The 15,288-nt window shown below is 42.3% G+C and carries 3 protein-coding genes; 2 read left to right on the top strand and 1 reads right to left on the bottom strand.

Annotated features, from left to right (window positions below; genetic code table 11):
* Positions 1-125: 125 nt before the first annotated feature.
* A complete protein-coding gene (locus OGM63_RS26885) occupies positions 126-1,787 on the bottom strand; it encodes an ATP-binding protein (protein ID WP_263748781.1) in 1,662 nt (553 codons plus the stop codon).
* A gap of 1,071 nt (positions 1,788-2,858) precedes the next feature.
* On the opposite strand from OGM63_RS26885, the gene OGM63_RS26880 reads away from it, so the two are divergent.
* On the top strand, positions 2,859-3,674 hold the full coding sequence (locus OGM63_RS26880) for a hypothetical protein (RefSeq protein WP_263748780.1): 816 nt from the start codon (positions 2,859-2,861) through the stop codon (positions 3,672-3,674).
* 376 nt (positions 3,675-4,050) lie between these two features.
* On the top strand, positions 4,051-15,288 hold an 11,238-nt coding region (locus OGM63_RS26875), incomplete at its 3' end, for an Ig-like domain-containing protein (RefSeq protein WP_263748779.1).

The following is a 15,288-nucleotide window of genomic DNA, read 5'->3' as shown; positions in this document are numbered from 1 at the left end:
AAATTACATTCGACTCACCGAGGCTAGGCTTGAAAAAATGGGGAGAGGCGCAGATCGCGAATCGAGAAGCCACCTAATTTTTTGTGGGGGACGAGCCTCTCCCCATTCTTTTGTCGCCAAATTGGTCACCCAAATAACTCCCGGTGCTGATAAGCAAATCGAGAAACATCCTGACTAGCCACAGGTTTAGCATAAATAGCCTGATTGCGGATTGCTTGTATCTGTTCTGACTCTCGCTCCATAGCTGGTGTAAATTCTTGTCGCTGTTTCAGCAAATCCTCAAACTCAATTTCCCCAGGTTTACCTTGATAAAAAGCCTCTTCAGCACAACGACGGACTGCATTACCAATTTCTGCTGGAGTGCAAATGCGATATTCAGCCAACAGTCTACGCCATTGGTCATCGCTCCAAGGTGAGTTATTGTCTCGAAATGCTGGAAAATACTTGGCTAGATGTAGATTGAAAACTTCATATCTTGCCCCTTCATGGGGTAAATCCACAAAAAAGATATCATCAAAACGGCGAACTAACTCCGCAGGTAGCATTGACAAGCGATTGACAGTAGCAATGGTATAAACTGGCTCTTGATGCTCTTGCATCCAAGTTAGTAAAGTAGCAGATAAACGCCGTGCCACACCTCCATCTGCATTGGAATCCCAGCCAGCAAAGCCTTTATCAAAGTCATCCCAGTAGAGTACACAGGGAGCAAGAGAAGTCACCAAAGCAATAAACTCCTTTAATGCTCTGTCGGGATGAGGATCACCCAGTAGTACACCCCAATTAGCTGCTAACAGTGGCAATCCCATTTTCTTAGCTGCTAACTTGGCAGAAAGACTTTTACCAGTACCTGGTGGCCCCCATAAGAGCATCCCAATGGGAAACTTCAATCCATATTGCTTTGCTTTAGGTTGAAGTAGACAGGTAATAGTTTCCAACCTTTTCTCCAGCAAATCTAATCCCCCGGCTGAAGGTACATCCGGTTGAGCAATGTATTCTAAACCCCGACCCCGCAGTTTGCTAATTTTATATTCTAGCACTAATTGGGCGATTTCTTCAAGCTGCTCTGCAAAACCCAGACATTGCTGTAATAGCATATTTATCTCGCCTATGGGTAAACCCTGACAGGCACGAAAGAGCAATTGCAGTGCTGATGTTTTTTCTGTTGTCTTTAACCAAGAATTGCGATCGCCTATGGTGGGGCGATCGCGATAGCGAAGCGCTGCTGCTTTCAGCAGATCGCACTCCGCAAACTGCTGAAGGCGATGATGGCTACTTCCAACCCAGGCATCACAAAACTGCTCCACAACCATCTGCACCTGCTGTTGGTCTGGAAGTGGATTTGATAGCACAGGAATAAAAGGCTGTAATTCTAAAGATAGTTGAACGTAAGTTTCCAATAACACCCAGTAATGATGTTGCTGACTCCAGAGAGCTTGATGACAGGCATTGAGTAATTGATAGCTACATCTTTGACTTATTTTGCTACCATCACCCTCATTTAGCACTCCCTCCAGTAAATAAATGCCTGGTTGATATTCCTCCAGAAGATACTGAATAATGTCCCCATCTTTACCCTTGTCAGTTGACTGTAAGATGTACTGACCTTGATGGTGAATTAATTTCTGTAGTCCACAGTAACCAGGATTCCAGACAAAGACTGACAAAGAACGCTCTTCACCCCAATAGTAAAACTGCTGCAATACCTGCATTCTGTCAGGCGTATGATACTCCAAAGCCACGATTGCAGTATTTTGGTCAGCCAAAGCAGGCCAGTCTGTCAACTTCATAAATCTGACTTCAACAACTTACTTTCCCCTTTTAGAGCAAATTTATTACTGATGCTTTAGCCACACGGATAATTATTACTAACGAGTTGGCTATATTTATTGCGTGAAAAAGAGCGATCGCCTTACCAGATTTTGGTCTCTCTAATTGATGATCGCCTAACCACCCCCTGAACGGTTACGGAATTACCTGCTGTAAGTATTCTTCACACGTTAACCGCCGAATCTTCAAGGGGCGACAACGCAACTACTTGTTTTCTCCTTGATACTCACGCCCGGAAAAACGCATCTTAACCAAAAAAATATTTCCCAAAGGCTTCTTATTCTAGTACGTAAGTAAAATTTGAGACTCTTTGTAAGCAGTCGTCCCAGGCAGTCCTGCCTGCTTGTAAAGCCCTATAATAGCTTTTCAGATGAATAACCTAAACAACGCACCAATAATCAGTAAAAAACAGTAATATTTCTAAAAGGTATTAATAATTACATTACCGATCAATGGTGTACTACGCCCAAATCCGACAATTGGCAACAAAAGCAAAGAAAAAGGGGCAAGTACATATTTTAACTTTATGAAGCACTCATAAAATCATCATTAAAAACTACACATACACTGAAAATCAACCCCAGACAAAGTTAGGTAGAAATAACATTAGTATTTATTACTCAAATAGATTAAAAATAGTTAAGCAGAAAAAGCAAAGTTATCAAGGCAGGACTGTTACTCAAATTGTGGTTTGAATGCCAAACACCAGAAATATTAAGGAGGCAGGAGGAGGAAGGCACTTGAGCTGGAGGTAATCCCCATAAATAAATTTAAGGGATTTGATAAGGACGCTGTATTTTTTGCGCTGCGCGTCTCAAAATACCTCTTTTATGAAGCTTTTCATAAATGAATGAGCGGGGATTTAGACACCGGAATAGCAGAGGAGAAAAATAATTCTCCCCTCCAGATCAAGTGCCCTCTGCCTTCTTCGTTAAACCGGATATTTGACTATCCGGTAAAAATTAGCGTGCCACTTAACCAATAGCTAATTTAAGCAACAGCAAAAAGCATCTATCAAATAAAGGAAAATTATGAATCAACAATTAGCTGGTTTAAATCTTGATATTGTCGCAGCGACCAAAAAACCAGCAACATCAACCATCAATTTAGACTTCTTTAGTGGTGCAGGAATTATTGAAGGGGAAATCAAACTTGCTTCTGGACCAGTCAATTCCAAAAACTTTTCACGCATAGAACTTGAAGAAAATATCGTCATAGTTGGAGAAGGAAACCGCGTTGTTTTCTCAGAAGCAATGGCAGGTAAAACCCCCGATCAACTGAAAATTCCCGTAATAGCAAGCAAATATATCCAAATGCTTTCCAACCTCGAATACGAAGCAATTGGAGTTAATATTCGTGGCTTTCTATCATTTCCAGAAGGCAAAGATGCAGCGTCAAGATATATCGCATCAAACTTCCTAGCAAATGCATCCTGGCAAACAATAGGTTTTTCACCAGTACGTGCTTCTATCAACTTAGTATTCGACAGGGAACGTTCGCCATTCTATCTAAATATTGCCGAAGCTGCAATGCGTAAAGAAGAGGATGAAGCCACCGTACCCATTGTCATGTTTAGCGGCAGTTTTAGTTATGTTGTTAACGGTGAAAGTGCAGCAGAAAAAATTGCCTACATGCACGAAATTATCGCCAATTGGCAAACCGACTTTACTGCATTTAACGAAATTATCAACAACCACTTCCTAGCACAAAATACAGCAGTTAATTATCAAGAAATGCCGCAAATGTCAAGCTACCAAGAAATGCCACAGATTGAAGCCTATCAAGAAATGTCACAGACTGAAAGCGAAAGTGAAACTAACCTATTCGTTATGAATGGAGTCTCCTAAACGAAGCTAGAGGTAAGATATCTCGAATGGTTTAGTCTATGGGCATTATGCCTCATACCTTTGCTTGTTTCAGTTTAAGAATTAAACTTATTCCTTCTGAATCAAACACATAGCTATTAGCTAAAAAACAACATAGCTAATAGCTATCTTGATATCTTTTGAATCAGCAAACATTGGCTAGCGATAACAAAAATCCAAAGTTTGTAATTACCAGCAGCAACCAAATAATCAATAAATTCCTGCTTATTCTTAGCTGGAAAACCAAACCTTAATTATTAAATACCCAGACTTAACTACAACTGGATAATCGAACGCAATAAATTTTGTCTAAAAAAAATAAAAACATTTAATAACTTATTGTAAAGGGGAACTAAAAATGGCGAACAAGGATGCATTTAACAACAACACACCTAACAATGATGGTGTATTTGGTAACTCACTTATTGACGACGCAACCCTTGTCAAACCATTAACCGATAGTCCTTCCCCACTTGGTATTACCCAATCTAAAGATAAAAATAGCGGTAACTACGACCCATTTGCACCCCTCAACGACGATACCAAATCGTCAGACTCTAAAACCGACCAAACTGCTGTAGTTAAAGCCCTTGAACAACCATCGGTATTCACGCAACCGAACCTTCTCCCTGTCACCCAATCAACAAGTACCAATAACAAAAACACTGACAAACTCACCGGGAACAAACAAAACACCCCATTATTAGGTGCAACCGAAACCGACCCCTTGACAGGAAATCCTAAATCTGCACTATTCGCAGCTAACAGCATAACTCCCCCAATCCCCAATTTTGCCATCCGCACCGAAAGTACAGTTAGATTCAACGGTGGTGGAGACTTAGACGGGAATCCCCTCGACAAAGACGACGATGCCCTTATATATGCTGCCAAAGGGTTTACAATCAACGGTAACATTACCTTACCCGTACAGCGCAACGCATCTGGAAATCCCATCCTCGATGCTAGTGGCAAACCTATCCTCATCAACAATGCCGTTGCCGTATCATCAGGTTACACCGTTGCCAACGGGCCAAGCAACCAATATGCAGGATTAATTCCACCCCCGGTTATCCCCCTGCAAACAATTAACGTACCTGCATATACAGATTTAAAACAACAAGAACTTAATCGCAGAATTGCGGTCGGGACACCCACCGTCACCTTCAATATTTCCCAAAACCCGATTAAAAATGCCAATGATTGGAATGCTAAGTTTCCAAGTGCGGGTACACAAAGCAATCCAACCGCAGTCAGAGTCATTGGTGGAGGATTGGAAATACCCAACGGTGTTACCATCAACAACTACGTCATCACCGTAGATAGCGGAGATATCACCTTTAAAGGCAATAATCACACCCTCAACAACGTGATGTTGGTTGCCAATAATGGTAGTATTGACATGGCACGAGCGCAAACACTCGATATTGCAGTATTTGCCTCTAATTCCATAACTATGGCAGGCAATGCACGATTTGAAGGTGTGACAACAATTGCCAACGGCAGCAACAGTGGTAGTATTACCTTCAACGGTGCTAGCAAAAACCTCAATTCGAGTAACAAGATGCAGGTAGTATCGCAAGGTAGCATTACATGGAGTGGTGCATCCGATACAAGGGGTACATTTATTAGTGCTGGAGATTTTACCTTCAACGGTAACTCCACCCTCTATGGTTCGATTAATGCTAAAGGTAATATTACCTTCAACGGGCAAGCAACGGTAACTTATGCTGCCGATACCGCACCCGATTTTATTGCACCTGTAATTGCCGCTTCTTTAGAAAAAGATACCGCACGCAACAACACAACCAATACTGATAAAATAACTTCTGACCCCACCATTATTGGTAGCGTCACCGATACAAGTTCAATTGCTGAATTCAAAGCTGGATTTAACTCGAACAATACAGCCAATTTTACCAACGTTCTCGCACAACGCAACGCTGATGGTAGTTTTAGATTAACGCGATCGCAATTAGAACAAATCTACGGTGGTACTCTTCCCGACGGTACTCATACCCTCAAACTACAAGCAAAAGACGCTTCGGGCAATACCACCAGCGTTTACGAATTTACCTTTACGCTAGACACAACTGAACCAGCACCAAGTAATCTGGATTTAACAGCAACAACCGATAGCGGTAGAAGCGATACCGACAATATTACCAATAATACCGCTCCTGCGATCACAGGCAACGCTAATGCTGGTGCATTGGTACAATTATCTAATTCGGGACAAGTTATAGGTTCTTCAACTGCTGACTCTACAGGCAAGTGGCAAATAACCAGCAGTACCCTTACCAACGGTACATACAACCTGACTGCAACAGCAACTGATATCGCAGGTAATGTCAGCGCAGCATCACAACCGCTTTCCATTACCATCGATACAGTAGCACCAATATCACCCACATTAAAATTAACCGCAGCAACCGATACAGGTATTTCCAATAGCGACGGTATCACTAAGAATAATACCCCGATAATTGCCGGAACAGCCGAGGCAAATTCTACAGTTAAGTTATATAAAGATGGACAATTAGTTGGGACAACTAATGCATCTGTAAACGGTGAATGGCAAGTTCAACTTGGAACTTTAGCTAACTCCAACCATGTATTTACAGCAACTTCAACTGATACAGCAGGAAATATTAGCGCACCTTCTACTCAATACACCGTTACCGTCGATACCCAAATTAATCCACCGAGTAACCTAGATTTAGCGACTCCAAGCGATAGTGGTATTTCCAACGTTGATAATATTACCAAAGTTACTACACCTATAATTACAGGAAACGCTGATGCGAATACAACCGTCCAACTCTTCAATGCAGGACAAATAGTCGGACAAGCAACAACTGGAAGTGATGGAAAGTGGCAAATTACAACCAATAACCTTGCCAATGGTACATATAATTTGAGCGCTCAAGCAACTGATATTGCAGGTAATGTTAGTACTTCTTCCCCACCACTACAAGTAATTATCGATTCTGCTTTACCACAAATTACCCTTACTACTCCCATCAATACCCAACCGTTGCAACAAAATGCGAAATTAACGGGTAATGTAGATGGTACGGGTAGTTCTATCATCGCATTACAATATCGCTTCGATAATAACGCAGAAATTGCTTTACCTTTTAGCTTTACCGGAGTATTCGACTCCAATATAGATTTTACAGGAATCAGCAACGGTTCCCATACCCTCAGCATTATAGCTACCGATACCGCAGGTAATATCAAGACAACGCAATATAATGTTACAGTCGCATTAGACCAGAACGCACCTGTAATTGCAGCTTCTCTACAACGCGATACTGCAACTTTTGGTGTAACCAATACTGATAAAATAACATTTGACCCTACTATCACGGGTACAGTTATTGATGCAAGTAATGTTGTTGAATTCAAAGCTGGTTTTAACAACGCGATCGCAGCTAACTTTGTAAATGTTTTACCCTATCGCAACAGTAACGGCAGTTTTACATTTGACCGCACTTTATTAAATACAATTTATAGTGCTTCAATAAATGGTGGAACTAGTGCTGCGGTGCTTCCAGATGGTCAGCATACCTTAAAATTAGTAGCCAAAGACAATTACGGAAACGTTTCTGGTAATTATGAATTTACTTTTACGCTAGACACCACCACACCAACACCAATACTCAGCTTAGTAGTTTCCAGCGATACGGGAATTAGTCAAAGCGATCGCATTACCAACGATCTGACTCCCACAATTACAGGTAACGGTGAATTTGGTGCAAGTGTACAATTGTTCAATGGTACTCAAGTAGTTGGACAAACTACCGTTGGGACTTCGGGAATCTGGCAAATTACCACATCCGAGTTAACCGACGGTGTAAAATCATTGAGTGCGATCGCATCAGATATCGCAGGAAATACCAGTACCTCTACACCAATCGGTATTACCATCGATACTCTGTTACCCCAATTAACCTTAACAACACCAATAGAATCATCTCCCCTACAACCGGGAGCAAAACTAACTGGTAATATCAACGGTACGGGAAGTCCCCTAACTGCTTTTTCCTATCGCTTCAATTTAGGAACAGAAATACCCGTTAATTTCAATGCAGCTGGAACATTTGACCAAAATCTCGACTTTACTGGACTTGGTAACGGCAATCATACCCTGACAATTACCGCAATCGATACAGCTGGCAATATTCTCACGAACCAATACAACGTCACCATCAATCTCGATATTGCTGCACCAGTAATTATGGCAGCATTGGTAAGAGATACCGCAGCTAACGGTGCAACAAACCTTGATAAAATCACCTTTGACCCAAGTATTATTGGTAGCGTTGTCGATGCAAGTCAAGTCGCAGAGTTTAAAGCTGGATTTGATAATACCCCCGTTGCTAATTTTATCAACGTTCTGCCACAACGCAACACCGACGGTACATTTAGTTTGACTCGTACTCAATTAGAAACTATCTATAGTGCTGGAGTAAATTCTGGAAATGGAACAAACGGAGGAACACTTCCAGATGGTGTACGTACTTTAAAATTGATTGCAAAAGACGAATTTGGAAACCAGTCTGATGTATATAGCTTCAGCTTTACCTTAGATACTGTAACACCAACACCAAGTAATCTCGATTTACCTGCAAGCAAAGACACAGGGGTAAGTAACGCAGATAATATTACCAAGAATGCATCACCGACGATTACAGGAAATGCCGAAATTGGTGCAACCGTCAAACTTATTAATAATGCTGACGGACTCTTAATTGGACTTTCAACAGTTTCGGCTTCGGGAATATGGCAGATTGATGTAAATAACCTTGTTAATGGGATTTATAATCTGAGTGCGATCGCATCCGATATTGCAGGTAATGTTAGCACTCCCTCTACACCATTTACCATCACCATCGATTCGGTTGCACCAACCTTGACGTTGACTACCCCTATAGATACTACACCATTAAATCAAGGAGCGCGTTTTGTTGGTAGTGCTAACGGGACTGGAAGTGCTATTGCTTCTATTAGTTATCGCTTCAATTCGGGAACCGAAGTACCTTTAATTGTTAGCAGCAATGGTACAAATGCTGCATTTAACCAACAACTTGATTTAACTGGATTACCAAACGGTAATCATATCCTTACCGTTACCACAACCGACGTTGCGGGTAATATCTTCACTAAACAATATAACGTTACCGTTAATATCGATACTGAAGCACCTATAATTACTGTTTCCTTGGTGCGAGATACTGCTCCGGGTAATGCCACAAACAGCGATAGAATTACGAATAATCCAGCAATTACAGGTACAGTCAGCGATGCAAACCGAGTTGTTGAATTAAAAGCAGGATTGAATAATACTGCAATCAACAGCTTTGTCGATATTACCGCACAAATTCAACCCAACGGCAGTTTTACACTCGACAATTCTGCACTTGCTGCTATTTATAACGCTACAAATTCTGGAAATAGCTCGAATAATTTGATTCCCGACGGTACATATACCCTGCGTCTCGTTGCTAAAGACGAATTTGGTAACACATCCCCAACAAAAGAATATACTTTTACCCTCGATACCACCACACCCGCACCAACCAATTTAGATTTACCAGCAAGTATTGATAGTGGGGTAAGTGCTACAGACAATATTACCAATTTCAATACTCCCACCATCACGGGTAACGCTGAAGCTAATTCAACAGTCCAACTCTTCAATAATGGTAATGTAGTTGGAGAAGCAACAACTAATGCGGACGGAATATGGCAAATCGTTACCAGCGACTTGACCGATGGAACATATAATTTAAATGCTCAAGCAACTGATATTGCAGGTAACGTTAGCAGTATTTCAACACCGATACAATTAATTATCGATCGCACTTTACCCCAACTCAACCTTACTACACCGATTGATAATGCACCACTCACTACAGGTGCAAAACTCATTGGTAATGTAGATGGTACGGGAAGTGGAATTGCATCTTTGAGTTATCGTTTTGATAATTCTTCTGAAGTTTCTGTAACTCTCGACAACGCTAATAATTTCAACCAACAACTCGATTTAACTGCACTCACATCAGGTAGTCACGTTCTTACCCTTGTCGCTACCGATATTGCAGGTAATGTCAAGACGATTTCATATAACGTTACTATTAATAACGATACCATTGCACCCCTTATTACTGCTGGATTGAAGAACGATACAGCACCAAGCGGTACAATTAATAGTAATCCGAATGATGAGAAATTAAGCGATACTCCTTCGGAGTCACTTCGTGATCGCATTACCTATGACCCTTCAATAACTGGTTTTGTCACCGATACGAGTTCGATTGCTTCGTTTAAAGCAGGATTCAACAACCAAACTGCTGCCAATTTTGTTGATGTATTTGCCCAATTAAACACCGATGGTAGCTTCAACTTCAATCGCACCACATTAGAAGCAATTTACGGTGGTAGAATTCCAGATGGTGCCCATACCTTACGTCTGATTGCATCCGACTCTTACGGCAATACTTCAAATGCTTTTAGCTTTACCTTTACTCTAGATACCAACATTGCCCAACCCACTTTCAACCTTGATGCAGCTTCAGATTCGGGTACTATTGGTGATAATAAAACCAAATTCAATACAGTCACGCTAACTGGATTAACCGAACCAGGTGCAATCCTAATTTTAGAACAAACAGGTGCAAACGGTGCAACTTCTCCAGTCCTTGGGCAAAATGGTACACCATTAACGGTGACAGCGGACAACACCGGAAAATACAACTTCACCAACGTATCTTTAGCTGCTGGCAATAATACCTTCACCGTTCGTGCTACCGATATTGCAGGCAATACAAGCAGCTTCTCCACAATAATTTACCGCTTTAGTGCACCCACCGCAATCAACCTGACTCACAATACCGTTGCCGAAAATAGCGCTGTTGGTACGGTAATTGGGGAATTGAGCAGTATCGACCCCGACAGTGGGGATACCCATACCTATACACTAATTGATAACGCTGGTGGACGATTCCAGATTGTTGATAACAAACTCCAAGTTGCAAACGGTACATTACTCGACTTTGAAACAAATACTCAACATACCGTAATTATCAGAAGCACCGATAAAAACGGGTTGATTTTAGATAAAACCCAAGCGATCGCAATTACCAATGTCAACGAAGTTCCAATATTTACGAGTACTCCCAATAACACCACAGTCGAATCTGGCAGTACCTTTACCTACAATATCACGACCACAGACCCCGATGCTGGCGATATCCGCACCCTCAACGCAGTTGGATTGCCTACTTGGTTGACATTTACCGACAATGGTAACGGGACTGCAACTATTACCGGAACACCGAATCAAAATCAACTTGGTTTATTTAACATTGCCATTACTGCGACCGATGCGGGTGGTTTGAAAGCAACCCAAAATATTATTATTGGCAGTCAAATTACCCTCAGCGAACAAACCAACTTCTCACCAAAACGTAATTTTGGGTTAACTATCCCCGTAACACCTTCCATTCTTACCTTCAAAATTGACCCCAGCTTTGATTTAAGCGATACCAAATTCATCAACGATGCATTTGAAGTTGCCTTAGTCGATGCCAACGGTATTTCCCTCGTCCATGCTATTGGTAAGGGTAGAGATGCATTCTTCAACCTCACCGAAGGGGAACCTGTGGGTAATGGTGCGGGTGCTACGTATAATCCTACCACAAAGACGGTTAGCTTGAATTTGGTTGGAGTTAAACCGGGTGAAGCACAGTTAATCTTCCGTTTGGTTAACGACGATAAAGATACCGCAACCAGCGTCAGAATTACCGACTTTGCCCTTGTTGCGGCACCCGCAGGAACAGTTGCTGCCACTCAGACGCAGTTTGCAACTGAAATTCGTCCGAATGCAGCACCCAACTTCAACACCCTAGTCGATGTATCAAATAGTCTCGCTGCTCAATATCAGCGCAGCAGCTTCAATGCTGACACCAAAACCTTGTATGCGGACATTGCTGTACGCAATATCGGTTCCTACAGCGTCGATGTTCCTGTATTAGTGGCAGTTAAGAATATATCAGACCCCAGCGTAATTTTACGCAATCCAGATGGCGTTACACCTGATGGCATTCCTTACTATGACTTTACCAGCTTGGTAGCATCCGGTAAGCTCAACCCTCAGGGAGAAAGTGGTTCCCGCTCTTTAGCATTTTACAATCCCAACGGCGTACAATTTACTTACGATGTAGTGGTACTGGCACAATTGAATGTCAAGCCGGTGATTGAGAGTAAACCTGTTGTTGAGGTAATTGGTGGTCAAGAATACCGCTATGATGTTAATGCAACTGACCCGAATGGTGACAGCGTTACTTATAAACTGCTAACTTCTCCAGAAGGTATGACCATTGAGGAGAATACTGGATTAATTACTTGGAATACATTAAGCAGTAATAAAGGCAATCAATCAATTGTAGTCGAAGTTAGCGACGGTCGCGGTGGTGTAACGCTACAAAATTACATCTTATCAGTAATTGACACACCGCCGAATCGACCGCCAATTTTTACCACAACACCAATAGTTGACGCATATATTAACAAGCTATACAAATACGATGCTGATGCTGTAGACCCAGATGGAGATTACCCACTATCCTACAGCTTAATTGTCGGACCGAACGGTATGACAGTTAATCCCAGTACTGGTGTGGTTGAATGGACACCACCACCCGTATTAGTTTTGGGGGATACTGTTTTGGGACTCTTTGGCATCCCTGGTGAAAATGATGAGTTTACTTTTAGCGGTACTAAGGGACAGCGCATTTATTTTGACCCACTTCAGTACTCTGGTGACTATTATAACTGGCGCTTTGATGTTTATAGTCCCAGTAATATAAAAGTAATTAATGGGGCTGACTTCCGCTGGGATAATAATCAGTTGCTAACTTTAACTGAAGATGGCAATTACCGCATTGTAGTCGATGCTCAAGGCGATTATGTCGGTAATTATGGCTTTAGCGTCATTGACTCCAATTTAGTACCTGTTGTGCCTTTTGACACTGTAATTAAAGGTTCACTCAGCCCTGGTTCAGAGGACGATGTATTCCGCTTTACTGGCAATAAAGGTCAAAAGCTGTATTTTGATGAACTGAGTAAAGACGGTAGTTTGGATTGGGTAGTCTACAATGCCAGCAATCAAGTAGTTGCATCCAATGACAACTTTGATGACATGGAAGTAGATTTACTAGCTGATGGGCAGTATATCCTGGCACTGCGTGGCAAGTCGGCTTTTAGCAGTACCGTTGACTACTCGTTTACTATAGTTACTCCCGATATTATTACTAAGCCATTAACATTGGGCAGCAACGATAATCCTCATATTGTTAGCGGTGCTATTTCCGAGAAGGGTGAACAGGATATTTATATCTTTACAGGTACTGCTGGACAGCAGCTATTCTATGATGCTTTGGGTGGCGACTACTTTACCCTCACATTGTACGACCCAACTAATAATATAATTTATAGTGCTGACAATCGCTATGACCGAGGACCCGACAATAATTTGACCTTGGGGATGTCTGGCACTTACAAGGTTGTCATCGATGGCAACGGTTCTGATATTGGCAGTTACAAATTCCAGTTTTTAGATAAAGCGGCTGCACCTGAGAAAAACCTTGACACGGATATTATAGGTCAATTCAAAAACGATAGTATAGAATCTCACCTCTATCGCTTCAATATCCCCAATGGAGGGAAGTACGTTTACATCGACGGTCAGGTAGGTGGTGGCAATAGCTGGTTGCTGTATGAGCCAAATGGTCAATATGTCACTGGCAACAGCATAAACAATGACTGGAGAGGGACGTTAAAACAAGGGGAATACCTGCTAGTAATGCAGGGTAATGGCAGCAGCGACCCCAACTACAACGTGCGAGTAGTAACTCCTGAAACACCACAGCCGCAGGTTATTATTTCTGGTGAGACGGTTGACAAAACTATTACCAAAAAAGGCAGTTACTACACTTACACCTTTGCTGGAGAAGCTGGACAGCAGTTATTTTACGATGCTTTGGGTGGGGACTACTTTACCCTCCACTTAATTGACCCCGCTGGACGGGAGATTTACTCAACTGACAATCGCTATGACCGAGGACCCGACTACAGTTTGACCTTGGGGATGTCTGGCACTTACAAGGTTGTGATTGATGGAGACGACGATGTAATCGGTAGCTACAAATTCCGTTTTCTCAACAAGGCAGATGCTCAATTAAAAGCCTTGGATACAGATATTATAGGCACAATTGACAACGACGGTATTGGCAGCACTCTCTATCGCTTTAATATCCCCAGTGGAGGGAAGTACGTTTACATCGACGGTCAGACAGGTGGTGGCAATACCTGGTTACTGTATGAGCCAAATGGTCAATATGTCACTAGCAACAGCATAAACTCTGACCGTCGATTGACGTTAAAAGAAGGGGAGTATCTGCTAGTAATGCAGGGTAATGGCAGCAGCGACCCCAACTACAATGTGCGAGTGGTAACTCCTGAAACACCACAGCCGCAGGTTATTATTTCTGGTGAGACGGTTGACAAAACTATCACCAAAAAAGGCAGTTACCACACTTACACCTTTGCTGGAGAAGCTGGACAGCAGTTATTTTACGATGCTTTGGGTGGGGACTACTTTACCCTCCACTTAATCGACCCCACTGGACAGGAAATTTACTCAACTGACAATCGCTATGACCGAGGACCCGACTACAATTTGACCTTGGGGATGTCTGGCACTTACAAGGTTGTGATTGATGGCGGTGATGATGTAACCGGTAGTTACAAATTCCGTTTTCTAAACAAGGCAGATGCTCAATTAAAAGCCTTGGATACAGATATTGTAGGCACAATTGACAACGGCGGTATTGGCAGCACTCTCTATCGCTTTAATATCCCTAGTGGTAGCAGGAAAAAAGTCAACCTGGGTGGCACGGTGGGAAGTAGCCCTAACAATTGGATTCTGTATAAATCGAACGGACAGTTAGTTAGTTATGCATCCATCAATGACAACCAAGATTTAACGCTGGATCAAGGGGAGTATCTGCTGGTAATGCAGGGTAATGGCGGCAGTGACCCTAACTACCAAGTACAAATTAAGACACTTGAAACTACATCGATTTCTCCTTCGACGGGTACTTCTATCTCTTTCGGGCAGGAAGTTAGCGGTAGTATTAACACGGTAGACGGCTCCAAGACTTACACCTTTACTGGAGAAGCTGGACAGCAGTTGTTCTATGATGGTTTAGGTGGGGATCAATTTGCCGTGCGGATTTACGACCCAACTGGACGCAATCTGTTTGATGGTTATTATAAGGACAGCCGTTACGACTACGATAGCAACGATGGGCGACTGGTATTGACTACTAGCGGTACTTACCAGGTTGAGGTAAAAACTGAAGGTGAAGGCATTGGCAACTACAAGTTCCGGTTGTTAAATAAGGCAGATTCGCTTGCGAAAAATCTAGACACCGACATCATAGGACAGTTTGATAACGACAATTTGGGGACAACAGGCTACCGCATCACCATTCCCACGGGTGGAAAGTATGTCTACATCGACGGTCAG

This window comes from Plectonema radiosum NIES-515 (assembly GCF_025753815.1).
GTDB lineage: Bacteria > Cyanobacteriota > Cyanobacteriia > Cyanobacteriales > Nostocaceae > Hassallia > Hassallia radiosum_A.
The sequence above is the reverse complement of the archived record's forward strand: the minus strand, read 5'-3'. Positions and strand labels throughout refer to the sequence as shown.